Raw genomic sequence first — 25174 nt, 5'->3', positions numbered from 1 at the left:
GGCTGTGATCTTTTAACGCCTTCGGCAACACCCAATACCTCTGCTGATGCAGACGCGCCCTAAAAGCATACACTCTCATTAGGCATGTTATATTGTTTCAATATCGCTATTGGAACGATCTCATGCCGTCTCGTAAATTTGCTCCTCTGGCAGGCCTGGCCCAGGGCCTGCCGGGGGATCCGGTGTTCATCGAAGCCCCACAACCGCTTGAACCGGACACCATCAGCGTCACCTCCGATTACGCGTCTGCCACCGGCCCGGTGAACGGCTATCGCGCCACGCGATCGTCCTGCGCGACCAAAACCGACAGCGCCATCCGCGATATCCCGCAATCCATCAGCATGATTCCTGCCAGCGTGCTCAAGGGCCCCGCGGCCAGCCTCTATGGTCGCGGTGATCCCGGCGAGCCGCGCAATTTCACCGTCAGCCAGACACTCAACCTGTAAAAGGAAGTCACCATGCAACACCTCAAACCCGTAGCGCTCAGCCTGCTGCTCGGCCTGCTGTTTACCGGCCAGGTCTCGGCCCATGGCCTGTGGACCGAACAACGTCGCGGCAACATCGAAGTCATCTACGGCCACGGCGCCGAAGACAACGCCTTCAAGGCGCAGAAAATCAGCGGCGCCTGGGCCTATGACATCGGCGGCAAGATGATCCCGGTCACCGTAGAACGCCTGGCCGATCACGCGCGCCTGCAACCGCTCAAGTCACCAGCGGTACTGGCCGTGGCGCTGGACAATGGCATGTGGTCGCAGACCGCCGACAAAAAGTGGATCAATCAGGGGCRCAGCAAAGTACCGGGCGCCATCGAATCGACCCAGACGTTCAAGTACAGCCTGGCGATTTATCAGCCGGGAGCAAAGCTGCCTGCGCTTGATCAGATCAAACTGCTGATTGTGCCGGAAGTTGATCCGTTGACTGTTGGCCCGGGCAAATCATTGCCGGTGCGGGTGTTGCTCGATGGCAAACCGGCGGCGGGGATCAAATTGATTGGCGACTATCGCAATGCGCCGAACACCTTGAGCACGGAAACCGATGCTGAAGGCCGGGCACAGGTGCTGGTGCGCAATGAGGGGTTGAATGTGATTGCCGCGCAGGTGGAAATCCCGTTGAAGGACAATCCGGATGTGGCGACGCGAGGGGTGTTCAGCTCGTTGACGTTCCTCGGTGAACCGCATCACGAGTAACCCGCCACCACACAAAACCTGTGGGAGCGAGCCTGCTCGCGAAGAGGCCATAACATTCAGCATTTATGTTGAATGCCGGACCGTTATCGCGAGCAGGCTCGCTCCCACAGGATCGGGGAGGGTTTTAGAGATCGCCGAGGCCGTCGATCAACGCCTGGTTCTGCTCTGGCGTACCGATGGTGATGCGCAGGAACTGGGCAATCCGTTCCTGCTTGAAGTGCCGGACGATCACGCCTTGCTCGCGCAACTTCGCCGCCAGGCCGGCCGCGTCATGCTGCGGGTGACGGGCGAAGATGAAGTTCGCCGCCGACGGCAACACCTCAAAGCCCTTCTCCTGCATGTGCTTGACCACCCACTCACGACTCTCGATCACCAGCCGGCAGGTCTTGTCGAAGTGCTCGCGATCGGCAAATGCCGCTGCCGCACCGACAATCGCCAGGCGATCCAGGGGATAGGAGTTGAAGCTGTTCTTGATCCGCTCCAGCGCCTCGATCAGGTCCGGATGCCCTACCGCCAGGCCCACGCGCAAACCGGCCAGCGAACGCGACTTGGAGAGGGTCTGAGTCACCAGCAGGTTCGGGTAACGGTCGACCAGGCTGATTGCGGTTTCACCGCCGAAATCGACATAGGCTTCGTCGACCACCACCACCGAATCAGGGCTGTCCTTGAGGATTTGCTCCACGGCGTCCAGCGCCAACAGGCAACCGGTCGGCGCATTCGGGTTGGGGAAAATGATCCCGCCGTTCGGCTTGGCGTAGTCCGAGACGCGAATCTGGAACTGCTCGTCCAGCGGTACCGCGTCGAATGGAATGCCGTACAAGCCGCAATACACCGGATAAAAGCTGTAGCTGATGTCCGGGAACAGCAGCGGTTTATCGTGTTGCAGCAAACCGTGAAAGATGTGCGCCAGCACTTCATCCGAACCATTGCCGAGGAACACCTGATTGCCCTGCACACCGTAATACTCGGCCACCGCCTGCTTGAGCAGGTCGCTGTTGGGGTCCGGGTACAGACGCAGGTTGTCATTCAGTTCGGTTTGCATCGCCGCCAGTGCTTTGGGCGATGGCCCGTAAGGGTTTTCGTTAGTGTTGAGCTTGACCAGCTTCGCCAGTTTCGGCTGCTCGCCCGGTACGTAAGGCACCAGGTTCTTGACGAACGGGCTCCAGAATTTGCTCATGTTCAGTTCCCCTGCTTGTCGTCAATGATGCGGTATTCGGCGCTACGGGCGTGAGCGGTCAGCGACTCGCCACGGGCCAGCACGGACGCGGTCTTGCCCAGTTCGGAGGCACCCTGCTCGGAGCAGAAGATGATCGACGAACGTTTCTGGAAGTCATACACACCCAGCGGCGAGGAGAAACGCGCGGTGCCGGAAGTCGGCAGCACGTGGTTGGGACCGGCACAGTAATCGCCCAAGGCCTCGGACGTGTGGCGGCCCATGAAGATCGCACCGGCGTGGCGGATCTGCGGCAACCAGGCTTGCGGATCAGCCACCGACAGTTCCAGGTGTTCCGGCGCAATGCGGTTGGCCACGTCGATGGCTTGCTGCATGTCACGCACCTGAATCAGCGCACCACGGCCATTGATCGAGGTGTTGATGATTTCGGCGCGTTCCATGGTCGGCAGCAGTTTGGCGATGCTTGCCGCCACCTGGTCGAGGAACCCGGCATCGGGGCTGACCAGAATCGCCTGCGCGTCTTCGTCGTGCTCGGCCTGGGAGAACAGGTCCATGGCGATCCAGTCCGGATCGGTCTGACCGTCGCACACCACAAGGATTTCCGATGGGCCGGCAATCATGTCGATACCGACCTGGCCGAACACGTGGCGCTTGGCGGTGGCGACATAGATGTTGCCCGGACCAACGACCTTGTCGACCTTCGGCACGCTTTCGGTGCCATAGGCCAGCGCGGCAACCGCTTGCGCGCCACCGATGGTGAACACACGGTCGACGCCAGCGATGCACGCTGCGGCCAGCACCAGTTCGTTGACTTCACCGCGTGGCGTCGGCACGACCATGACCACTTCGGTCACGCCGGCCACCTTGGCCGGAATCGCGTTCATCAACACTGAAGACGGATAAGACGCCTTGCCGCCCGGTACATACAGACCAGCGCGATCCAGCGGCGTGACTTTCTGGCCCAGCACTGTGCCGTCGGCTTCGGTGTAGCTCCAGGAGTCCTGCTTCTGTTTTTCGTGGTAGCTGCGCACCCGCGCTGCGGCTTTTTCCAGCGCTTCGCGCTGAGGCACGGTGATCCGGGTCAGTGCCAGTTCCAGGCGCTCGCGCGGCAGGATCAGGTCGGCCATCGACGCCACTTGCAGACCGTCGAACTTCTGGGTGAATTCAACCAGCGCCGCGTCGCCGCGCTCACGCACAGCCTTGATGATGTCCAGCACCCGCTGATTGACCGAGTCGTCAGACACACTTTCCCAGCTCAGCAGATGATCCAGATGATGCACGAAATCCGGGTCAGCAGCGTTGAGTCGGCGAATTGCAGTCGGTGCGGTCATAGCGAGAGCCTCATAGGATTGGCAAAAACTCAGGCACCCGAAGCTAGCACTCCATCCGCTTGGGCACCTGAGAATTCTGGCTATGAGGCGGATAGACGGGCGCGACGGAGCGTCGCGCAGGTGAATCAGCCGCGGTGTCGAGACTCCACTGCCTTGCGCAGGGTGTCGATCAACGCCTGGATACGGGCGTGCTGCATTTTCATCGAAGCTTTGTTGACGATCAGCCGGGAGCTGATGGCAGCAATGAAATCCTGTGGCTCCAGACCGTTGGCCCGCAGCGTGTTACCGGTATCGACCACGTCGATGATCTTGTCCGCCAGACCGATCAGCGGTGCCAGCTCCATCGAGCCATACAGCTTGATGATGTCGACCTGACGACCCTGCTCGGCGTAATAACGCTTGGCAACGTTGACGAACTTGGTCGCGATGCGCAGACGGCCCTTGGGCTCGATTGCACCGACTTTACCCGCGGTCATCAGCTTGCACTGGGCAATTTGCAGGTCCAGTGGCTCGTACAGGCCCTGGCCGCCGTATTCCATCAGCACATCTTTACCGGCGACGCCCAGGTCAGCGGCACCATGCTCGACGTAGGTCGGCACATCGGTGGCGCGCACGATCAGCAAGCGCACGTCGGCCTGGGTCGTGGGGATGATCAGCTTGCGGCTCTTGTCCGGATTCTCGGTCGGCACGATGCCCGCTTCAGCCAGAAGCGGCAGGGTGTCGTCAAGGATGCGGCCCTTGGACAGTGCGATGGTCAACATGGGAAACGTCAGTCCTTATCAAGGTACTCATGCCCGGTCGCAAATGGCGCCGGACACACATCGAGCCGTAACGGGCTCGATCTTAACAAATCAACGGGCACGTCCCTGCGCCCATGAAGCAGAAACTAGCCCGGTACGCGGCGGATTTTCGCGCCGAGCATCTGCAGTTTCTCTTCGATGCACTCGTAACCACGGTCGATGTGGTAGATGCGATCGATCAGCGTGTCGCCTTCGGCGATCAGCGCCGAAATCACCAGGCTGGCCGATGCCCGCAGGTCGGTGGCCATGACTGGCGCGCCCTTGAGTTTCTCGATGCCGGTGACGATCGCAGTGTTGCCTTCGACCTGGATGTGAGCGCCCATGCGGTGCAGCTCGTAGACGTGCATGAAGCGGTTTTCGAAGATCGTCTCGATCACAGCGCCAGTGCCTTCGGCAATCGCGTTGAGGGAGATGAACTGCGCTTGCATGTCGGTCGGGAACGCCGGGTACGGAGCGGTACGCACGTTGACGGCTTTCGGCCGCTTGCCGTGCATGTTCAGCTCGATCCAGTCTTCACCGGTAGTGATTTCAGCGCCGGCTTCCTTGAGTTTTTCCAGAACGGCTTCAAGGATGGTCGGATCGGTGTCCTTGACCTTCACGCGGCCGCCAGTCACGGCAGCAGCCACCAGGTAAGTACCGGTTTCGATACGGTCCGGCATCACTTTGTAAGTGGTCGTGTGCAGACGTTCGACGCCGTCGATGGTGATGGTGTCGGTGCCGGCACCGGAAACCTTCGCGCCCATGGCGTTCAGGAAGTTCGCCAGGTCGACGACTTCAGGCTCGCGAGCGGCGTTAGCCAGAACGCTGCGGCCCTTGGCCAGAGCGGCTGCCATCATGATGTTCTCGGTACCGGTCACACTGACGGTATCGAAGAAGAAGTTTGCACCGCGCAGGCCGCCTTCTGGCGCCTTGGCCTTGATGTAGCCGCCTTCCACGTCAATGACTGCACCCATGGCTTCAAGGCCACGGATGTGCAGGTCGACCGGACGCGAACCGATGGCGCAACCGCCAGGCAGTGCGACTTCAGCTTCACCAAAACGCGCGACCATCGGGCCCAGAACCAGAATCGACGCACGCATGGTTTTAACCAGTTCGTACGGAGCGATCAGGGTCTTGATGGTCCGCGGGTCGATTTCGACGCTGAGTTTCTCGTCGATCACCGGCTCAATGCCCATGCGACCGAACAGCTCGATCATGGTGGTGATGTCGTGCAGGTGCGGCAGGTTGGCGACCGTCACCGGGCCATCGCACAGCAGCGTTGCCGCCAGAATCGGCAGGGCAGAGTTCTTTGCCCCGGAAATGCGGATTTCGCCATCAAGACGAACACCGCCGGTAATAATCAGTTTATCCATAAGAATCTCGACGCCCTTGGGCTCAGGTGCGCTCGGCCCAGGCCGCGCTGCTGAAAAATTTCATAGTGACCGCATGGATGCTGCCATCGGTGATCCATGGGTTCAAATGGGCATAGATCTGCTGCTGACGCTTGACCGGGCTCAATGCCGCCAGTTCATCGCTAATCACGTTCAGCTGAAAGTTGCAGCCTTCGCCCTCAACTTCTACCTGTACTGATAAAAGAGTCTCGGACAGCTTTCCTTCAAGAAAGCTCTTCACTTCGTTGGCCTGCATGCTCAACCTCAATCGGCGCCCTGTGCGCGCGGGTCGGACATCATACAAAAAAGCCCCGCGCCTGCGAACCCCGCATAGCAGGACTCTGACGGGGGGCTTCTTTATAGATGATAGTTAGGGGTGTGCCAACAGCTCGGTCAATTCGCTGACCTGAGCGATTTCACGCATGTCGTCAGGCAATGCACGAATGCTCAGCGCCTTGCCCGCCGCTTGCGCGTCACGCATGAAACACAGCAACAACGACAAACCGACGCTGCTGGACTTTTGCACACCCGAGCAATCAACTACCAGGGCCGGCGCCGTGCTCGACTTGATCAAGGCCTGACCCTGCTTGCGCAAGGCCGGCCCGGTACGGTAATCGAGTACGCCGCGGAGCATCAGCTCACCGGCCTCGCCCATGCTGACAGCCGACTCACTCATTGGGCGGGCTTCTTCTGAGTCGTTTCTGCGTCGGTCTTTTCCTTGGCTTTGGCGACTTCACCGGCCCAACCGTTGATGGTCGCGTCCAGGTTATTGCCATTGCGCTGCATCGCGTCGCTGAACTGATCACGGAACAGCTTGCCGATGTTGATGCCGTTGATGATCACATTACGCAGCTTCCACTCGCCATTGATCTTTTCGAGTGTGTAGGACACAGGGTAGATCGCGCCATTGCTGCCTTTGACCGTCATGCCAACGCTGGTACGGTCTCCCGACTCATCCTTGGCCGCGTCAACGGTAATGCCCTGATTGTTGTACTCGAGCAAGGCATTGCCATAGAACTGGAAGAGGCCGCGCTTGAAGTTTTCTTCAAAGGTTTTCATTTGCGCAGGTGTGGCATTGCGCGAGTACTTGACCGTCATGATGCTCTTGGAGATGCCCTCGGCATCCACCACGGGCCCGACGATGGTGTTCAAGGCATCGTAAAAGCCTTTCGGATCCTGCTTGTACTTCGCTTTATTGGCCGACAGATCGGCGAGCAACCGATTGGTGGTGTCCTGCACGATATCGTGCGCGGACTGTGCAGCCATGGCGTTACCCATGAACGGCAAGACCGCCAGTAATACCAACAGGCCACGTCGCAAGGTTGAGATCATGAAAAAACTCCTTATTTGGCGTCTTTGCTAACGGTATTGAGCAGGAATTTACCGATCAGGTCTTCAAGCACCAGCGACGACTGCGTGTCATGGATGGTCCCGCCATCCTTGAGCAGGGACTGTTCCCCACCCACGCTGATACCGATGTATTTCTCGCCCAACAGGCCCGCCGTGAGGATAGATGCAGTGGAGTCAGTCGGCAGATTATCTACGCGCTTTTCCAGCTGCATGGTCACTCGTCCGGTGAAGCTGTCGCGATCCAGATCGATTGCCGTGACCTTGCCGATGGTCACACCGGCCATGGTCACTTTTGATCTGACCGTCAAACCGGCGATATTGTCGAAATACGCATACAGTTTATAGCTGTCGGTGCTCGAAACAGGGGACAGTCCACTGACCCGCAGGGCAAGCAACACTAAAGCCAGGATGCCAGCCAGCAAGAAAAGGCCGACACCGATTTCCAGGGTGCGGTTTTGCATCAGAAATCTCCAAACATCAAGGCAGTCAAAATAAAGTCCAGGCCGAGGATGGCCAATGAGGCATACACCACGGTTTTGGTGGTGGCACGACTGATCCCTTCGGAAGTGGGTTCACAGTCATAGCCTTGGAATACGGCGATCCAGGTCACGACGAAGGCAAATACAATGCTTTTAATGATGCCATTGAACACGTCGCCGTCGAACGTCACGCTGTTTTGCATGTTCGACCAGTAGGAACCTTCATACACACCCAACCAGTCGACAGCCACCCAGGAACCGCCCCAGATACCGACCACGCTGAAAATCATCGCCAGCACTGGAAGGGAGATGAAGCCGGCCCACAGACGAGGGGCAATGATGTACTTGAGCGGGTCGACGCCAATCATTTCCAGACTGGACAACTGCTCGGTGGACTTCATGTTGCCGATCTCGGCGGTCAATGCAGAACCGGCACGCCCGGCGAACAACAACGCAGTCACCACCGGCCCGAGTTCACGCAACAGCGTCAGCGCAACCATCTGCCCGACCGCCTGCTCCGAACCGTAGCTGGACAAAATGTTGAAGCCTTGCAGCGCCAGCACCATCCCGATGAATATCCCGGAGACCACGATGATCACCAGGGACATCACGCCGACCGAGTGCAACTGCTTGACCAGCAAGCCAAATCCGCCGCTGACGCCACCACGCCCCAGCAGGGCGTGAAACAGGAACAGTGATGAACGGCCGAGCACCGCTATGCTGTCGATGCCGGCCTGGCCGAATCGACGAACTCTCTCTATTAGTGAAATCTTGCGCATCAGCGCTTCCCCAGAAGATCTGCGCGGTAATCCGTCGCTGGAAAGTGGAACGGTACCGGCCCGTCTGGATCCCCCTTCATGAATTGGTGAATCCGCGGATTATCGGAGTTCATCAGTTCATCGGGAGTCCCCTGCCCCAACACCTGCCCATCACCTACGACGTACAGGTAGTCGGCAATGCTCGCGGTTTCGGCCAGATCATGGGAGACCACGATACTGGTGATACCCAAGGCGTCGTTAAGCAGGCGGATCAGGCGCACCAGAACGCCCATGGCGATTGGGTCCTGCCCCACAAAAGGCTCGTCGTACATCAGGATTTGCGGATCGAGGGCAATCGCCCGTGCCAGCGCGACACGGCGCTTCATGCCGCCGGACAACTCATCGGGCATCAGGTCGATGGCACCGCGCAACCCTACCGCCTGCAATTTGAGCAAGACGATGTCACGGATCATTTCATCCGGAAGCTGGGTATGAACACGCAACGGAAAGGCGATGTTTTCGAAAACATCAAGGTCCGTGAACAGCGCGCCGCTCTGAAACAGCACGCCCATATGCTTGCGCGCATCGAACAGGTCGCTACGAGACAGCGTGGGCAAATTTTGCCCGTTGACCCACACTTCGCCACCTGAAGGGCGCAACTGCGCGCCCATCAGGCGCAGCAGTGTGGTTTTTCCGCAACCGGAAGGTCCCATGATGCCGGTAACCTTGCCGCGCGGAATACGAATATCGACATTATTGAAAATGCTGCGCGCGCCGCGCTTGAAGGACACTCCCTTCAGCTCGACCGCGTAGGCGTTATCGGCACTCATCTAAACTCCTTGCGATGCAAGCCTCTTACTCGGACGCCGGGCTCCCTGCCGAGAGCACACAACAACCTGGGCAGGCCGAACTGGCGACGAACTATATCACTGCTAATACAAAGCGCCCAAGGCCGAAGCCCGCAGTGTTCAGCATCAAGACAGGCAAAAAGACCCAAGTTTCAGCGTTTGCGGGAGTCGCCTGAATAAAGCACGACGAACTAACGTGAGGGATTTGCTCATTACCGCTATAATCGCCGCCTTTTCTCAGGTTATACGATTTCTGACATGAGCCAATCCAGCGACCTGATTCAATCAGCACAACGCACTATCCGCCTCGAGCTTGAAGCCGTAGAAGGCTTGCTGCCCCACATCGACGCAGATTTCGTACGCGCTTGCGAGATGATTCTGGCCAGCAAAGGCCGCGTAGTCGTGGTCGGCATGGGCAAATCCGGGCACATCGGCAACAAGATTGCCGCCACCCTCGCCAGCACCGGCACCACGGCTTTTTTCGTACACCCGGCCGAAGCCAGTCACGGCGACATGGGCATGATCACTCGCGATGACATCATCCTCGCGCTGTCGAACTCCGGTTCCACCAACGAAATCATCACGCTGCTGCCGCTGATCAAGCGTCTGGGCATCAAGCTGATCAGCCTGACCGGCAATCCTGATTCGCCACTGGCCAAGGCTGCCGAAGTGAACCTCAATGTTCATGTCGAGCACGAAGCCTGCCCGCTGAACCTGGCACCGACCTCCTCCACCACGGCGGCGCTGGTAATGGGTGACGCACTGGCCGTTGCCTTGCTGGAAGCCCGCGGCTTCACTGCCGAAGATTTCGCGTTTTCACACCCGGGCGGTGCTCTGGGTCGCCGTTTGTTGCTGAAAGTCGAAAATGTCATGCACGCGGGCCAGGAGTTGCCGCAAGTCGTGCGCGGTACGCCGCTCAAAGACGCACTGATGGAAATGACCCGCAAGGGCCTGGGCATGACCGTGGTACTGGAAGCTGACGGCAAACTCGCCGGCATTTTCACGGACGGCGACCTGCGCCGCACACTGGACCGGACCATCGACATCCATCAAGCCACCATCGACGACGTCATGACCCCTCATGGCAGGACTGCCCGCGCCGAAATGCTCGCCGCCGAAGCCCTGAAAATCATGGAAGACCACAAAATCAACGCACTGGTGGTGGTCGACAACGAGGACCGTCCGGTGGGCGCCCTGAACATGCACGATTTGCTGCGTGCGGGAGTAATGTAATGAGCGCGGACCTGCTGCAACGCGGCAAAAACATCAAGCTTGCGGTTTTCGACGTCGATGGCGTGCTGACCGACGGTCGCCTGTACTTTCTCGAAGACGGCAGCGAATTCAAGACCTTCAACACGCTCGACGGCCAGGGCATCAAAATGCTGATGGCCTCCGGCGTGACGACCGCCATCATCAGCGGACGCAAGACCCCGGTGGTCGAGCTGCGCGCCAAAAACCTTGGCATTCCTCATCTGTATCAGGGCCGCGAGGACAAACTGGTGGTGCTCGACGAGCTTCTGGCGCAACTGGGCCTAAGCTACGAACAGGTTGCCTACCTGGGTGACGACCTGCCGGACCTGCCGGTGATTCGCCGCGTTGGCCTGGGCATGGCAGTGGCCAATGCCGCCAGTTTCGTACGCGAAAACGCTCACGGCATCACTCAGGCCCGTGGCGGCGAAGGTGCCGCTCGCGAGTTCTGCGAGCTGATCCTGCGCGCCCAGGGCAACCTTGAAGCGGCTAATGCCGCGTACCTGTGAGCCACTTATGCTGAGCAAGAAGATTCGCAACATAGTGTTTTTCGGGGTCATTGCCGCGTTGCTCGCGGCCGTTGGCTACTGGAATATCAGCCCGGAACGCTTTCTCGACAAGCCGGTAGCGCACGTCGACGAGAGCCAGATCGACTACTACGCCATCAACGCACACAGCGTGCAGTACCTGCCCGATGGCAAATTGCAGTATGACCTGACCTCCGACAAGGTCGAGCACGTCAAAGCGACCGACATCACCCTGCTGACCAACCCCGACCTGAACATGTATCGGGGCACCGCGTACCCTTGGCACGTCCAGAGCGAGCGTGGCGAGGTCAATTCAGGCGGCACCGAGGTTGAATTGATCGACTCGGTACGTATCGCGCGCACGGACGAGCAGAACCGCCCGATGCTGATTACCAGTAGTCGTATGACGGTATTCCCGCAAGAGCAATATGCGCAGACCCAGCAAGCCGTTAGAATCGACGGCGCTGGTGGTGTATCGACGGGTAACGGAATGAAAGCGTATTTGAAAGACAGCAGGATACACCTGCTATCGAACGTAAGAGGACAGTATGAGGCTCGTTAAAACTCTCCCTATTTTGCTCAGTCTGGGCGCAGCACTGGGAAGCGTGAGCGCCTGGGCTCTGCCGAACGATAGCCAGCAACCCATTCGCATTCAGGCTGACGACGCTCAGCTGGACGACAAGAATGGCGTGGCCACCTACAAAGGTGACGTGATCATTACCCAGGGCTCGATGATCATCAAAGGCAACACCGTGACCATCACCCGCACCAAGGCCGGCGACATCGATGTCGTGACCTCGGTGGGCAACCTGGCGTATTTCGAGCAGTTGCAAAAGCCGACCGATACGAAACCCGTCCAGGGCTACGGGGTGACTATCCAGTACCATGCCGCGCAAAACCGCATCGTACTGATCGACCGCGCCAAGGTGATCAACGAAGGCAACACCACCGAAGGCGAGAAAATCGTCTACGACACCGTCAAGCAGGTTGCTAACGCAGGCCGCGCTACCGGTGCTTCGGTGACTGCGCCGCGCCCACGGGTCGATATGGTTATCCAGCCGAAAAAGAAAACCGACGAGCAGAAGGCCCAGTAATGGCAACTCTGAAAGCCCAGCATCTGGCCAAAAGCTACAAGAGCCGCCAGGTCGTGCGTGACGTCAGCCTGTCGATCGACAGCGGCCAGATCGTCGGCCTGCTTGGCCCGAACGGTGCCGGCAAGACAACCTGCTTCTACATGATCGTGGGCCTGGTCCAGGCCGATCAGGGGCGCGTACTGATCGACGATCTGGACGTCAGCCACCAGCCAATGCACGGTCGTGCACAAGCGGGTATCGGCTATCTGCCGCAAGAAGCGTCGATCTTCCGCAAACTTTCGGTCGCCGACAACATCATGGCCATCCTCGAGACCCGCAAGGAGCTCGACAAGGCCGGTCGTCGCAAAGAGCTGGAAAGCCTGCTGCAGGAATTCCACATCAACCACATCCGCGACAACCTCGGCATGAGCCTTTCCGGTGGCGAACGTCGCCGCGTGGAAATCGCTCGTGCCCTGGCCACGGCGCCGAAATTCATCCTGCTCGACGAACCTTTCGCCGGCGTGGACCCGATTTCGGTAGGCGACATCAAGCAGATCATTCATCACCTCAAGGCCAAGGGTATCGGCGTGCTGATCACGGACCACAACGTTCGTGAAACCCTGGACATCTGTGAAACCGCCTACATCGTCAACGACGGCCAACTGATTGCCGAAGGCGACGCCGAAACCATCCTGGCCAACGACCTGGTCAAGGAAGTGTATCTGGGCCATGAGTTCCGCCTGTAAGCACTGAGGTGTCCGGTCAGTCGCCGGAGCGCTTGCCCCAATAAAACCATACGTATTTATTGTTACAGCGCTCTAGGCAAAGACTTCAGTTTCAGGCATATAATTTGCTTATGTTTGGCGCTCCGGCGCCCTGTAGTGGATGGCGCATGTGCGCCGGCGAATAAGGTGTTAAGCCCCTGCCATGAAACCATCGCTAGTCTTGAGAATGGGCCAGCAGCTGACGATGACACCGCAGCTGCAACAGGCCATCCGCCTGCTCCAATTGTCGACCCTGGACCTGCAACAGGAAATCCAGGAGGCACTGGAGTCCAATCCAATGCTCGAACGCCAGGAAGAAGGCGACGACTTCGATAACGCCGACCCGATGGCGGACAACATCGAGCAAAAACCCAACGCAGACATCCAGGAACCCTCCTACCAGGAAACCGCGCCTACGGTCGATAACCTCGAGGAAGGCGACTGGAACGAGCGCATCCCTAACGAGCTGCCGGTCGACACCGCCTGGGAAGACGTTTACCAGACCAGCGCCAGCAGCCTGCCGAGCAACGATGACGACGAATGGGATTTCACCACTCGCACTTCCGCCGGCGAAAGCCTGCAGAGCCATCTGCTCTGGCAATTGAACCTGGCGCCAATGTCCGACACCGATCGACTGATCGCGGTAACCCTGATCGACTGCATCAACAATCAGGGCTATCTGGACGAAACCCTCGAAGAAATCCTCGAGGCTTTCGATCCGGAACTGGACATCGAACTCGACGAGATCGAAGCCGTCCTGCATCGCATCCAGCAATTCGAGCCGGCCGGTATCGGCGCACGCAACCTCAGCGAATGCCTGTCGCTGCAACTGCGTCAATTGCCCGCCAAGACCCCTTGGCTGGCCGAGGCCAAGCGCCTCGTCATCGATTACATCGACCTGCTGGGCAGCCGCGACTACAGCCAACTGATGCGCCGCATGAAGCTCAAGGAAGATGAGCTGCGCCAGGTCATCGAACTGGTGCAAAGCCTGAATCCGCGTCCGGGCTCGCAAATCGAGTCCAGCGAAGCCGAGTACGTGGTTCCCGACGTCATCGTGCGCAAAGACAACGAGCGCTGGCTGGTGGAGCTGAACCAGGAGTCGGTTCCGCGTCTGCGCGTCAACCCGCAGTACGCCGGCTTTGTCCGCCGCGCCGACACCAGCGCCGACAACACCTTCATGCGCAATCAGTTGCAGGAAGCGCGCTGGTTCATCAAGAGCCTGCAAAGCCGCAACGAAACCCTGATGAAAGTCGCTACCCAGATCGTCGAGCACCAACGCGGCTTCCTTGAGTACGGCGATGAGGCCATGAAGCCGTTGGTCCTGCATGACATTGCTGAAGCGGTCGGCATGCACGAGTCGACGATTTCACGAGTGACCACGCAAAAATTCATGCATACCCCACGCGGTATTTATGAACTGAAATATTTTTTCTCAAGCCATGTCAGCACCTCTGAGGGCGGTGAATGCTCGTCCACAGCGATCCGCGCGATCATCAAAAAACTGGTTGCCGCGGAAAATCAGAAAAAGCCGTTGAGTGACAGCAAGATCGCTGGTTTACTGGAGGCACAAGGCATTCAGGTGGCCCGCCGCACCGTCGCCAAGTACCGCGAGTCCCTGGGGATCGCGCCTTCGAGCGAACGCAAGCGGTTGATGTGACGGGCTGCGCCATAGCGTTCCAGGGTGTGTTCGAAAACTTTTCGGACACGCTCTAGTGGCAGGCAAGCCAGCCTGCCGCCTTATGCACTGGCAACGAAGGAGAAGCTGTATGCAAGTCAACATCAGTGGACACCAACTGGAAGTGACCGAACCCCTGCGCATCTACATCGGCGAAAAACTCGACCGATTAGAAAGGCATTTCGACAAGATCACCAATGTGCAGGTCACGTTGACCGTCGAGAAGCTGCTGCAGAAAATCGAAGCCACGCTGCATATCCCCGGTGGAGAAGTGGTCGCCAACGCTGAGCATAACGACATGTATGCCGCGATCGACGCCCTGACCGACAAGCTGGATAAACAACTCAAAAAGCATAAGGAAAAGACCCAGAGCCTCCTTCAGGGCGCGACCGGTCGTTAACACTCCCAACCCATGATCCGACTTGAAAACATCCTGACCCCCGGCCGTTCCTTGGTGAACGTGCCGGGCGGCAGTAAAAAGAAAGCCCTCGAACAAATTGCCAACCTGATCGCCCGCGAAGTGCCGGGTCTGGCCATGCAGGATGTCTTTGAGAGTCTGGTCGCCCGTGAAAAACTCGGTTCCACCGGTTTTGGCAACGGCATCGCCATCCCCCACTGCCGCCTCAAAGGTTGCGAGTCGCCCATCAGTGCCTTGATGCACCTGGACGCTCCTATAGATTTCGACGCCATCGACGGTGCTCCGGTCGACCTGCTATTCGTTCTGCTGGTCCCGCAAGCCGCTACCGATGCGCACCTGGAACTGCTCCGCCAGATCGCCAGCATGCTCGATCGTAAAGAAGTCCGCGATCGCCTGCGCAGCGCAAAAAGTAATGAAGCCTTGTACCAGGTTGTCCTCGACGAGCAGAACGGTCACTAATCATGCGCTTGATCATCGTCAGCGGCCGTTCTGGCTCGGGTAAAAGTACCGCCCTCGATGTACTGGAGGACAACGGTTACTACTGCATCGACAACCTGCCGGCCGGCCTGTTACCGGAACTGGCCGAGCGCGCACTGATTCACACCGAACTGGCGCAACCGCTGGTTGCGGTTTCCATCGATGCGCGCAACCTGCCGAGCCACCTGTCACGTTTCCCGGAACTCCTGGAAGAGGTGCGCAGCCGGCACATTCAATGCGATGTGCTGTATCTGGACGCCGACGAAGAAACCTTGCTCAAGCGCTTCTCGGAAACCCGTCGTCGCCACCCGCTGAGCAACGCCAACCGCTCGCTGGCCGAAGCCATCGAAGACGAGACCAACCTGCTCGGACCGATTGCCGACTTGGCAGACCTCAAGGTCAATACCACCAATCTGAACCTGTATCAGCTGCGCGATACCATCAAGCTGCGCCTCTTGAACCAGCCAGAGCCGGGCACTGCGTTTCTGGTGGAATCCTTCGGTTTCAAGCGCGGCATGCCGGTGGATGCCGATCTGGTGTTCGACGTACGTTGCTTGCCGAACCCGTACTGGAAGCAGGAACTGCGCGCGCAATCCGGGCTGGACCAGCCGGTTGCCGAATATCTGGCGGCTCAGCCGGATGTCGAAGAGATGTTCCAGGACATCTCCACTTACCTGCTCAAATGGCTGCCGCGCTTTGCTGCCAGCAACCGCGCTTACGTCACCATCGCCATTGGCTGCACCGGCGGGCATCACCGCTCCGTCTACCTGACCGAACGTCTGGGCCAGGTCCTGCAACAATCCCTGAAGAACGTCCAGGTTCGCCACCGCGACCTTAGCTAAAGGATTCACACCGCGATGCCTGCTCTGGAAATTGAAATCATCAACAAACTGGGTCTGCATGCCCGCGCTTCAGCCAAATTCGTTGGCGTCGCAGGTCAGTTCCCGTGCCAGATCAGGGCCGGACGCACCCCGCAATCCATGGTCGACGGCAAAAGCATCATGGCCATGATGATGCTCGCTGCTGGCAAAGGCACCAAGATCCACCTGAGCACTGAAGGTGAACAGGAGCAGGAAGCGATGGACGCATTGGTGGCGCTGATCAACAACTTCTTCGACGAAGGCGAGTAAGCGCCCAACCTTTTGGCGAGCAGGCTTGTGTAGTGAGGGAGCTTGCTCCCTCACCACAGGATTCGCGTCAGGCAATAAAAAAGCGCGTCACCCAATGGGGGGCGCGCTTTTTTTCGTATGGCAGCAGCGCTTAGCTGCCCGCTACGGTCATCCGCTCGATCAACACCGAGCCCGTGCGAATGTTGCTGCGCAGTTCCAGGTCATTACCCACGGCAATGATCTGCTTGAACATATCGCGCATGTTGCCGGCGATAGTCACCTCCTGGACCGCGAACTGGATTTCACCGTTTTCGACCCAGAAACCCGCCGCGCCACGGGAGTAGTCACCGGTGACCATGTTCAAACCTTGCCCCATCAATTCGGTCACCAGCAAGCCACGCCCCATGCGCCGCAACAGCGCCGCCTGGTCTTCATCACCGTGGGTAACGAACAGATTGTGCACGCCACCGGCGTTGGCAGTGCTTGGCATGCCGAGTTTGCGTCCGGAATACGTACCCAGCACGTAAGACACCAACTCACCCTTCTCGACGAACGGCTTGGCGTACGTCGCCAGACCATCGCCATCGAATGCCGAACTGCCCAAGGCGCGCATCAGGTGTGGACGCTCATCGATAGTCAGCCATTCAGGAAACAGTTTCTGGCCCAGCGCACCTTCGAGGAACGACGACTTGCGGTACAGATTGCCGCCCGAAATTGCGCCGAGGAAACTGCCGAACAAACCGCCCGCCAGTTCCGCGGAAAACAGCACCGGCACTTCGCAGGTCGGCACCGGACGCGCGCCCAAGCGACTGGCTGCCCGTTGCGCCGCACGCTGGCCAATGCTCACCGGATCGGCCAGCAAGTTGCCCTGGCGATTGACGTCATACCAATAGTCGCGCTGCATCTGGCCGTCGGCTTCGGCGATCATCACGCAGCTCAGGCTGTGACGCGTCGACGCATAACCCCCGATAAAGCCATGGCTGTTGCCATAGACGCGGCAGCCCTGGTGAGTGCTCAAGGTGGTGCCATCGGCGTTCTTGATCCGGCTGTCGGTGGCAAACGCTGCCGCTTCACAGGCCAGCGCCCGCTCGATCGCTTGCTCAGGGCTGATGTCCCATTCGTGGAACAGGTCGAAGTCCGGCAAGTCCTTGGCCATCAGCGCGGCGTCGGCCAGGCCCGAGTGTTCATCTTCGGAGGTGTGCCTGGCGATGGCCAAGGCGGCGGCGACGGTTTCACGAATGGCCTCGGGACCACTGGCCGAGGTGCTGGCCGAGCCTTTGCGCTGGCCCACATACAAGGTGATGCCAAAACCCTGGTCACGGTTGAACTCAACGGTTTCAACTTCCCGCTGACGCACCGTGGTCGACAGGCCTTGCTCCAGAGACACAGCCACTTCGCAGGCGCTGGCACCCTGGCGCCTGGCTTCGGCGATGATATGCTCGACTTGCTCTTGCAGTGCCGGCAACGCTTGTGGGCCGACGCTTTCAACTGCACTCATGCTGTTCTCCACTCAAATTCTGCTTTCGGTTAAGGTCATCGAGCGACCGGGCCGGACAAGCGGCCCCCGACTGGTTATCATGGCGGCGTTTCTTTGCGGACTGCCACCATGGTTGATTCTTACGACGACTCCCTCGACGGGGGAGAAAAAAGCAAATCCCAGGTCAAACGCGAGCTGCATGCTCTGGTTGACCTTGGCGAGCGCCTTACAACACTCAAGCCTGACTTGCTGGCAAAACTGCCGTTGACCGACGCTTTGCGCCGGGCCCTGGCCGATGCGCCCAAGCACACCGCGAATATCGCGCGTAAACGGCACCTGCAGTTCATCGGCAAGCTGATGCGCGATCAGGACACCAGCGCCATTTTGGTGCTGCTTGACCAACTCGATGCCTCCACTCGCCAGTACAACGAACGTTTCCACGGTCTGGAACGCTGGCGCGATCGCTTGATCGCAGGCGACGATGCCGTACTGGAAAAGTTCGTCGTCGACTACCCGGACGCGGATCGCCAGCAACTGCGCTCCATGATCCGTCAGGCCCAGCATGAGCTTGCCCAAAGCAAGCCTCCTGCTTCCAGCCGAAAAATCTTCAAGTACATCCGTGAGCTGGACGAGACTCAACGCGGTTTGCGTTAGTCTTCGACCGGGGTGTTCGGCCATGCCGCGCACCCCAGGCTCCATCCCTTACGCGCCCGTGCCACCCACGGTGATCGCGTCGATTTTCAAGGTTGGCTGGCCGACACCCACCGGCACCGACTGACCATCCTTGCCGCACGTCCCTACCCCGCTGTCCAGCGCCAGATCGTTACCGACCATCGACACCCGGCTCATGGCCTCCGGACCGTTACCGATCAACGTTGCACCTTTGACCGGCGCGGTAATCTTGCCGTCCTCGATCAGGTACGCCTCGCTGGTGGAGAACACGAACTTGCCGCTGGTGATGTCGACCTGACCACCGCCCAGGTTGGCGCAGTAGATGCCCTTCTTCACCGAAGCAATGATTTCTGCCGGATCGCTTTCGCCACCCAGCATGTACGTGTTGGTCATGCGCGGCATCGGCAGGTGCGCATAAGACTCGCGACGACCGTTGCCCGTGCGCGCCAAGCCCATCAGGCGAGCATTGAGTTTGTCCTGCATGTAGCCCTTGAGCACGCCGTTTTCGATCAGTGTGGTGCACTCGGTCGGGGTGCCTTCGTCGTCGATACTCAGCGAGCCACGGCGACCGGCCAGTGTGCCGTCATCGACGATGGTGCAGAGTTTGGAGGCAACCATTTCACCCATGCGGCCGCTGTAGGCCGAACTGCCTTTGCGGTTGAAGTCACCTTCCAGACCATGACCGACCGCTTCGTGCAGCAACACGCCGGACCAGCCCGACCCCAGAACCACCGGCAAGGTACCGGCCGGTGCCGGAATGGCTTCGAGATTCACCAGCGCCTGGCGCAATGCCTCACGGGCGTAGCTCATGGCACGGTCTTCAGCGAGGAAATAGCGGTAATCGGTACGCCCGCCGCCGCCATGGCCACCGCGTTCGCGACGACCGTTCTGCTCGACGATCACACTGACATTGAAGCGCACCAGCGGTCGTATATCCGCCGCCAGACCACCGTCGGTGGAGGCCACCAGAATCCGCTCCCAGACCCCGGCCATGCTCACGGTGACTTGCTGGATACGCGGATCGAGCGCGCGAGTGGCCACGTCGATACGCTTGAGCAGCTCGACTTTCTCGGCGCGGGTCATTACTTCCAGCGGGTTATCGGGCCCATACAATCGGGCAACGTCCTGGGTACTGAACGCCTGCACCGTACCGTTTTGCCCGGCACGGGAGATAGAACGCGCGGCACGGGCCGCCAGGCCCAGGGCTTCGAGGGTGATCGCATTGCTGTAGGCAAAACCGGTTTTTTCACCCGATTGCGCACGCACGCCGACACCCTGATCGAGGTTGAAGCTGCCTTCCTTGACGATACCGTCTTCGAGCGCCCAGGACTCGGAGATCTGTCCCTGGAAATACAGGTCGGCCGCATCGATGCCCGGGCCGGCCAGGTCACCCAACACGCTTTGCAGGTTCTCGATCGTCACGCCGCCCGGCGCAAGCAGATGTTCACTGACTGAGGACAACAACTCGCTCATAGGTTTACGCCTTAATTCCACGTTCTGAGGCAGGTCGCTGCGCGCCCTGCGAGAAAAAGCGCCGGTGACTCGACACCGGCATCCGCGCCCGGATGGACGCCTGTTCGCTGCTATCGCGTTCGGCCAGCAGCACGGCCTCGCCTTGATCCTGTTCCGCCAGCACGCGCCCCCACGGGTCAACAATTGCCGCATGGCCAAAGGTTTCACGCGGCCCCGGATGAGTGCCACCCTGGGCGGCCGCCAACACGTAACACTGGGTTTCGATGGCCCGCGCTCGAATCAACACTTCCCAATGGGCCGCGCCCGTTACCGCCGTAAACGCTGACGGTGCAGTAATCAACTCTGCCCCGGCGGCGCGCAATTCGCTGTACAGCTCTGGAAAGCGCAAGTCGTAGCAAACCGTCAGGCCAACCCGACCGACCGGCGTATCGGCAACCACTACCTTACTGCCATGAGCATAGTCATCGGATTCACGGTAGCGTCCGCGATTGTCCGCCACATCGACATCGAACAAATGCAGCTTGTCATAGCGCGCCACCGCTTCACCGTGCTCATCGATCAGTAACGAGCAGGCATTGGACTTCGCCTGCGGTTGATCCACCGGCGGTAACGGCAAGGTGCCGGCCACTATCCATAACTTGAGGTCACTAGCGGTCTGTTTCAACCAGGGCAGGATCGGGCCTTCGCCCAAGGCTTCGGCGCGACCGATGTCGGCGATGTCGCGACGGCCCATGGCCGCAAAGTTTTCCGGCAATACCGCCAGTCGCGCACCGCCCGCCGCCGCTTGCTCGAGCAGGTGCCGAGCCTGGATCAGGTTGGCCGGCACATCGCTCTGGCTGACCATTTGAATCACCGCAAGAGACATGGCCCTTTCCTTATTTGATCTCTAATCGCTTTGCATCTGCCTTGCAAATACCCGTAGCAGCTGGCGTAGCCTGCGTTCGGCTGCAGAGCAGTCGTAATATCAAACACCGCGGTTTTTCAGGTAAACCGTGCATTCCGAATTTACGACTGCTGCGCAGCCGAACGCAGGCTTCGCCAGCTGCTACAGGGAGCGTACGCAACGACACAAAAAAGCCTATAACCATGCTACTCCATAGGCTTGGAGAGTGCGTTCTGAAAAAGAGTGTCAAAAAGGTTTGTCGTAAGTGATTTTCGGCTCTTTCCACGGACCTTTGATGGTGTATTTGACGCTGGCAAAGCGCGCCACGCGATCACCGATCAGTTTGTCGATCAGAAACAGCGCACCGCCTACCGCTGGCGCACCGACGATCAGTGCGGCAATTGGCAGGTTATTGGTCAATGGCAAGGTCACCAACAGATTCGCATCGACCCTGTCACCCACCAGGTCCAGCGTACCGTTGAGCTCCAGGTTGCTCGACGGGCCGGTCATGATGATCGGCTCACGAGTGACATACACCCCATCGCTGGCTACCAGCAGGCCCTTGACCCGGTCGTAACTCAGGCCTTTACCGAACAGGTCGGAGAAGTCCAGGCGCAAGCGACGGCCGATCGAGTTGAAGTTGAGCAGGCCAAACACCCGCAACGCCTGCGCGCCACCTTCGACTTCGACGAACTGACCTTTGCGTAGCGTCGCATCCAGGCTACCGGAGTAACGCTTCGGTCCGACCCAGGCCGGCGAGCCAGGCCAACGGCCGTCGATGTCCATATGGAACTCTTCGCTGGTCACTGTCGGTGCGAACCCCCAGCCCTTGAGCACATCGCCCAGGTTCTTGCCCTCGATGCGTCCCTTGTACCAACTGCTGCTGGCACCCGCCACGCCTTCCCAGCCACCCGCACCCTGCAACCGCATGCCCTTGAGGCCCAGATTCATGCTGTTGAAGGCAATGCCCTTGACGACCGGGCGGACCTTCAGCGACCAGGCGCCGACCAGGTCAGTGCCCTGATACAGCTCGTCAATCTTGATATCCAGTGCAGGAATTTTCGTTGGGTCGACCGACGCCAGCGGATCCGGTGCATTCTCGTCGGCCTGCACCTTCGGATCAGGCGCCGGCAACCGCACGTATTGCAGGTTGATCGCAACCGGTGCAGACTTGGCGTCGGGAATTCCTACAGTGCCTTTGGCCTGCTGGCTATCGAGTTGCAACGCCCAGGCCGTCGGCTTGCGATCCAGTTGCAGGCGGGCCTGATCCAGCGTGGTACCAAACCCCGTTAGCTTGTCGACCTTGAAGTCTGCGCCACTGAGCAGTTGCTTGGCATTGCCGCCCGGATCCTGCCCGGCGTACCGATCAATCAGGGCTTTCCATGGTTCGACATCCAGCTCCGACAGCACGCCCCGTATGCGCAAGCCTTTATCGCCCGGCAACTGCGCACTGCCGTTACCCAGGAACAACTCGCCACGGCCAGCGGCAAAATTGCCGCTGGGCGCCGCGTAAGTGAAGTCTGCCAGATCACCATAGTCGAGCCAGTAGCGCCGCTCCGGCCCTTGCAGGGTCATGCGGAACACCGTGTCGCGGCCTTGCGCGGCGGACATGCCGAACGGTGCCGGCAAATCGACGGCTACGCCCTTGAGGCTGGAGCTGACCCTCAACTGGCTGTCGGGGCCGTCGAGGTTGAGCTGCAACTGATAAGGGATCGTCCCGGAAACCGGCAACGGCTGAGTGACGTTCAGCCAATCGGTGAGTTTTTTCACCGCCACCTTGCCACTGGCGGTGACCCGGGTATTGAAGTTGCCGGGACTGCCATCGGCATAGATCTGCGCACTGATCGGTCGCTCAAAGGCCTGTGCCGTAATGTTCTGGCCGCTGAGCCCCTTGGCACTGTCAAAGCGGAAATCACCTTTGAGCTGCGTCAGCTCAAGCACAGGATCACTCAGCTTCAGACGCGACCTGGCGGTTTTGAAGTCGACCACAATCTTCGGTTCTTCGCCCTTGGCCAAGGGGATATCCAGTTTCAGGCTACCCTGCAGATCACCCTCGCCCTGCCAACCGGCGAAGGTCGAACCGGTACCGATCGGTGCGTCCTGAAGAATCTTCAGGCCATCTCCCAGACCACCGTCGAACGTCCCATCGAGGAACAGGTGCGGGTTCTGTCCGGCAGGCGCATGGGGGATGTTGACGTAAATATCGTGAACCTGAGTGTCGAGCAACTGGCCCTTGCTGGCCAGAATGCGCACCCCACTGTCCTCGATGAACACATCGCCGCTGACCTTGCCGACATGCGGCCAACCCGGCTGGAAGGCCAGTTCGGCGTCATGCACTTTGAAGAACAGGCTGATGCTGCGCGCCGCGGCGACCGCATCGTGGTTCAGCGAACCCTGATACTGGAAGAAACCTTCATCCACCGCGCCTTTGAGAATTGCCGTACGCAGCCATTCGTCGAGCGCAGGGCTCAAGACCTTGGGCAGGTACTTGGCGGTGTAGCGTCCATCACCTTCCAGCAGACCGACCCGCAGGTCCATGTAGTCTTCCTGGGTGTGATCGAAATGCAGGCGAATCAGGAAGTCGCCGGCAATCTTGCCTTCTTCGCCCAGCACCTTCAGGTACGGCGCGATCAGGGTGAAACCTTGTTGATCGAGTTTCCAGGTCAGCCGGGCATTCGCCTGGATGTACTGCCATGGCTTGGCAAAGATCGGGTCCAGGTGCAGGGAAAAATCCTTGCTGTCCATGCGCAGCTCACCCTTGCCGAGGTCACCGCTGATGCTCCCGGAAACGTTACGCGCCGCCGGAGCACCRTGATAAGCATCAAACCCGACACGCTCCAGATTGGCGRCAAAGCTGAATTTGCTGTCATCGGTCGCTTCGGGCCGGATGTCGATCAACACATTGCGCAACGCACCGGTGACCTTCAGCCGTTCGACCACCGTGGCAAAGTCTTTGGGCAGTGGTCCCAAGGCATTGAGCAAGGGTGTTATCGGCGTGAGGTCGAAACGGTCGGCTTGCAGGTGCCAGAGCTCGGAGGTCGTGTCAGTGGTCGCGGTCTGCTGAAGTTGCAGACGGGTTTCCCAGCGGATGCCCTCCAGKCTCATGGCCAGGGAGTCGAACGACACCTGGAAACCTTCGGTATTGCGCTGGAAATACCCATTGAGCGCCAGATTGTTGATCTGGATCGGCTTGCGCTCGGCGTAGGCACCGTTGAGTTGCGGTGCATTGAGACGAAGCGCAGCACGCTGCAGGGCCCCCTTGCTCCAGTTAACCCAGAGCTCGCCACCGGCCTTGATCTCGGAGAAATTCCATTTCCCGGTCAGGCTCTCGGGCAACCATTTCGACCAATCACTTTGCGGCAAGCTCAGGTAGGCATCGATTTCAGCCTCTTTCCACTGACTGGCTTGAGTCCGGCTGCTCAGGCTCATGGCCAGCGGCTGGCCGTCAGGCAAAGTCAACCGGACGTCGAGGCGCTGCTGGCTGATAGCGGTTTTAAGATTCAGGCCGACATAGGTCAGGGTCAGCGGCACGTGGTCGACCGGTAGCAAGGTGACCTGGCTGTCGAGTACCGACAGCTGCTCCACGATCTGCATGCGGTTGAGCAACTGCTCGGGGTCCAGCGGCTGATTCTCCCGCACCGGCAAGCCTTCAAGCGTCCATTGCCCCTGCGGGCCTTGCTTGAGGCTGATCTTCAGGCCGTTGAGTTCCAGGTGTTCGATCCGCACCGCACGCGCCAGCAAGCTGGTCCAGACATTCGGCACCACCCGTACCTGATCCAGGTGCAAGGCATTGGCCCCCTCACCGACCACCACGTCATGCGCCAGCAAAATCGGCGCCATGCCACTCCAGCGGCCTTCCAGGCTGCCGATGTGCAAGGGCATGCCCAGCGCTTCACGAGCCTTGGCTTCAACATCCGCGCGATACTCGGCCACCAGCGGAATCAGCTCGCGACCGAGGCTGCTGTACAGCGCCGCCAGCACCAGCAATAACGCACAAAGCCCCAGCCCCCAGCGGGTCAATATGGTCAAAATGCGGATCAGACGATCCATGTCGGTTGGCTCCCATGGCGAAAAAGTGCAG

At 59.4% G+C, this 25174-nt stretch carries 26 protein-coding genes and 1 pseudogene; 13 read left to right on the top strand and 14 right to left on the bottom strand.

What is annotated here, in order from left to right; all coding sequences use genetic code 11:
* Nucleotides 1–122: 122 nt before the first annotated feature.
* Nucleotides 123–365 (top strand): annotated as a pseudogene (locus AC1DIH_RS17000) (TonB-dependent siderophore receptor); the annotation flags it as partial.
* A gap of 93 nt (nucleotides 366–458) precedes the next feature.
* Nucleotides 459–1187, top strand: a complete 729-nt coding sequence (locus tag AC1DIH_RS16995) for a DUF4198 domain-containing protein (RefSeq protein ID WP_477772547.1) — start codon at nucleotides 459–461, stop codon at nucleotides 1185–1187.
* Nucleotides 1188–1311: 124 nt separating this feature from the next.
* Here the strand turns inward: AC1DIH_RS16995 and hisC are convergent, their stop codons facing one another.
* The 10 genes from hisC to AC1DIH_RS16945 all read right to left on the bottom strand — a co-directional run bounded on the left by hisC (nucleotide 1312) and on the right by AC1DIH_RS16945 (nucleotide 9279).
* Nucleotides 1312–2364: a histidinol-phosphate transaminase gene (gene hisC, locus AC1DIH_RS16990; protein ID WP_477772546.1), complete on the bottom strand. Its 1053-nt coding sequence runs from the start codon at nucleotides 2362–2364 to the stop codon at nucleotides 1312–1314.
* Between the two features lie 2 nt (nucleotides 2365–2366).
* Nucleotides 2367–3692, bottom strand: coding sequence for a histidinol dehydrogenase (gene hisD / locus AC1DIH_RS16985; protein ID WP_477772545.1), 1326 nt, complete (start codon nucleotides 3690–3692; stop codon nucleotides 2367–2369).
* Between the two features lie 125 nt (nucleotides 3693–3817).
* On the bottom strand, nucleotides 3818–4453 hold the full coding sequence (gene hisG, locus AC1DIH_RS16980; RefSeq protein WP_095144983.1) for an ATP phosphoribosyltransferase: 636 nt from the start codon (nucleotides 4451–4453) through the stop codon (nucleotides 3818–3820).
* A 125-nt stretch (nucleotides 4454–4578) separates the two neighbouring features.
* A complete protein-coding gene (murA, locus tag AC1DIH_RS16975; RefSeq protein WP_427530124.1) occupies nucleotides 4579–5844 on the bottom strand; it encodes a UDP-N-acetylglucosamine 1-carboxyvinyltransferase in 1266 nt (421 codons plus the stop codon).
* A 22-nt stretch (nucleotides 5845–5866) separates the two neighbouring features.
* Complete coding sequence (locus AC1DIH_RS16970) at nucleotides 5867–6118, bottom strand: BolA family protein (protein WP_019691904.1); 252 nt, start codon at nucleotides 6116–6118, stop codon at nucleotides 5867–5869.
* A gap of 114 nt (nucleotides 6119–6232) precedes the next feature.
* Complete coding sequence (locus AC1DIH_RS16965; RefSeq protein WP_477772544.1) at nucleotides 6233–6538, bottom strand: STAS domain-containing protein; 306 nt, start codon at nucleotides 6536–6538, stop codon at nucleotides 6233–6235.
* Nucleotides 6535–7194, bottom strand: a complete 660-nt coding sequence (locus AC1DIH_RS16960) for an MlaC/ttg2D family ABC transporter substrate-binding protein (protein WP_477772543.1) — start codon at nucleotides 7192–7194, stop codon at nucleotides 6535–6537. The genes AC1DIH_RS16965 and AC1DIH_RS16960 overlap by 4 nt, the downstream gene beginning before the upstream one ends.
* Nucleotides 7195–7205: 11 nt before the next feature.
* Nucleotides 7206–7673, bottom strand: coding sequence for an outer membrane lipid asymmetry maintenance protein MlaD (gene mlaD, locus AC1DIH_RS16955; protein ID WP_019691901.1), 468 nt, complete (start codon nucleotides 7671–7673; stop codon nucleotides 7206–7208).
* Entirely contained in the window at nucleotides 7673–8470 is a 798-nt protein-coding gene (gene mlaE, locus AC1DIH_RS16950) for a lipid asymmetry maintenance ABC transporter permease subunit MlaE (protein WP_347927984.1), read from the bottom strand. The genes mlaD and mlaE overlap by 1 nt, the downstream gene beginning before the upstream one ends.
* Nucleotides 8470–9279, bottom strand: coding sequence for an ATP-binding cassette domain-containing protein (locus AC1DIH_RS16945; RefSeq protein ID WP_145015817.1), 810 nt, complete (start codon nucleotides 9277–9279; stop codon nucleotides 8470–8472). The genes mlaE and AC1DIH_RS16945 overlap by 1 nt, the downstream gene beginning before the upstream one ends.
* A 276-nt stretch (nucleotides 9280–9555) precedes the next feature.
* On the opposite strand from AC1DIH_RS16945, the gene AC1DIH_RS16940 reads away from it, so the two are divergent.
* The 10 genes from AC1DIH_RS16940 to AC1DIH_RS16895 all read left to right on the top strand — a co-directional run bounded on the left by AC1DIH_RS16940 (nucleotide 9556) and on the right by AC1DIH_RS16895 (nucleotide 16609).
* Nucleotides 9556–10530, top strand: coding sequence for a KpsF/GutQ family sugar-phosphate isomerase (locus AC1DIH_RS16940; protein WP_477772542.1), 975 nt, complete (start codon nucleotides 9556–9558; stop codon nucleotides 10528–10530).
* A complete protein-coding gene (locus tag AC1DIH_RS16935) occupies nucleotides 10530–11054 on the top strand; it encodes a KdsC family phosphatase (RefSeq protein WP_477772541.1) in 525 nt (174 codons plus the stop codon). Before AC1DIH_RS16940 ends, AC1DIH_RS16935 begins: the two co-directional genes overlap by 1 nt.
* Nucleotides 11055–11061: 7 nt before the next feature.
* A complete protein-coding gene (gene lptC, locus AC1DIH_RS16930) occupies nucleotides 11062–11634 on the top strand; it encodes an LPS export ABC transporter periplasmic protein LptC (protein ID WP_477772540.1) in 573 nt (190 codons plus the stop codon).
* Complete coding sequence (lptA, locus tag AC1DIH_RS16925) at nucleotides 11621–12166, top strand: lipopolysaccharide transport periplasmic protein LptA (RefSeq protein WP_019691896.1); 546 nt, start codon at nucleotides 11621–11623, stop codon at nucleotides 12164–12166. The genes lptC and lptA overlap by 14 nt, the downstream gene beginning before the upstream one ends.
* Nucleotides 12166–12891, top strand: a complete 726-nt coding sequence (gene lptB, locus AC1DIH_RS16920) for an LPS export ABC transporter ATP-binding protein (protein ID WP_123424278.1) — start codon at nucleotides 12166–12168, stop codon at nucleotides 12889–12891. Before lptA ends, lptB begins: the two co-directional genes overlap by 1 nt.
* A gap of 181 nt (nucleotides 12892–13072) precedes the next feature.
* Nucleotides 13073–14566: an RNA polymerase factor sigma-54 gene (locus AC1DIH_RS16915; RefSeq protein WP_477772539.1), complete on the top strand. Its 1494-nt coding sequence runs from the start codon at nucleotides 13073–13075 to the stop codon at nucleotides 14564–14566.
* Between the two features lie 109 nt (nucleotides 14567–14675).
* Nucleotides 14676–14984, top strand: a complete 309-nt coding sequence (hpf, locus tag AC1DIH_RS16910) for a ribosome hibernation-promoting factor, HPF/YfiA family (protein ID WP_054593994.1) — start codon at nucleotides 14676–14678, stop codon at nucleotides 14982–14984.
* Between the two features lie 12 nt (nucleotides 14985–14996).
* A complete protein-coding gene (ptsN, locus tag AC1DIH_RS16905) occupies nucleotides 14997–15461 on the top strand; it encodes a PTS IIA-like nitrogen regulatory protein PtsN (RefSeq protein WP_054593995.1) in 465 nt (154 codons plus the stop codon).
* Between the two features lie 2 nt (nucleotides 15462–15463).
* On the top strand, nucleotides 15464–16321 hold the full coding sequence (rapZ, locus tag AC1DIH_RS16900; RefSeq protein WP_477772538.1) for an RNase adapter RapZ: 858 nt from the start codon (nucleotides 15464–15466) through the stop codon (nucleotides 16319–16321).
* A gap of 15 nt (nucleotides 16322–16336) precedes the next feature.
* Nucleotides 16337–16609 carry an HPr family phosphocarrier protein gene (locus AC1DIH_RS16895; RefSeq protein WP_019691890.1) on the top strand — a complete coding sequence of 91 codons (273 nt, stop codon included), beginning with the start codon at nucleotides 16337–16339 and terminating at the stop codon, nucleotides 16607–16609.
* A gap of 130 nt (nucleotides 16610–16739) precedes the next feature.
* On the opposite strand, the gene pmbA is transcribed toward AC1DIH_RS16895, so the two are convergent.
* On the bottom strand, nucleotides 16740–18086 hold the full coding sequence (gene pmbA, locus AC1DIH_RS16890; RefSeq protein ID WP_477772537.1) for a metalloprotease PmbA: 1347 nt from the start codon (nucleotides 18084–18086) through the stop codon (nucleotides 16740–16742).
* Nucleotides 18087–18194: 108 nt separating this feature from the next.
* On the opposite strand from pmbA, the gene yjgA reads away from it, so the two are divergent.
* Complete coding sequence (gene yjgA / locus AC1DIH_RS16885) at nucleotides 18195–18719, top strand: ribosome biogenesis factor YjgA (RefSeq protein ID WP_054593999.1); 525 nt, start codon at nucleotides 18195–18197, stop codon at nucleotides 18717–18719.
* A 48-nt stretch (nucleotides 18720–18767) separates the two neighbouring features.
* Here the strand turns inward: yjgA and tldD are convergent, their stop codons facing one another.
* From tldD to AC1DIH_RS16870, 3 genes are all read right to left on the bottom strand, one after another.
* Nucleotides 18768–20210, bottom strand: a complete 1443-nt coding sequence (gene tldD / locus AC1DIH_RS16880; protein ID WP_054594000.1) for a metalloprotease TldD — start codon at nucleotides 20208–20210, stop codon at nucleotides 18768–18770.
* A 4-nt stretch (nucleotides 20211–20214) separates the two neighbouring features.
* Nucleotides 20215–21075 (bottom strand): carbon-nitrogen hydrolase family protein, encoded by an 861-nt coding sequence (locus AC1DIH_RS16875; RefSeq protein ID WP_477772536.1) that lies wholly within the window; start codon nucleotides 21073–21075, stop codon nucleotides 20215–20217.
* 264 nt (nucleotides 21076–21339) lie between these two features.
* Nucleotides 21340–25143: a YhdP family protein gene (locus AC1DIH_RS16870; RefSeq protein ID WP_477772535.1), complete on the bottom strand. Its 3804-nt coding sequence runs from the start codon at nucleotides 25141–25143 to the stop codon at nucleotides 21340–21342.
* Nucleotides 25144–25174 lie beyond the last annotated feature (31 nt).

This window comes from Pseudomonas sp. 05N36, assembly GCF_056397385.1.
This window is presented reverse-complemented; position numbering and strand designations above follow the sequence as displayed.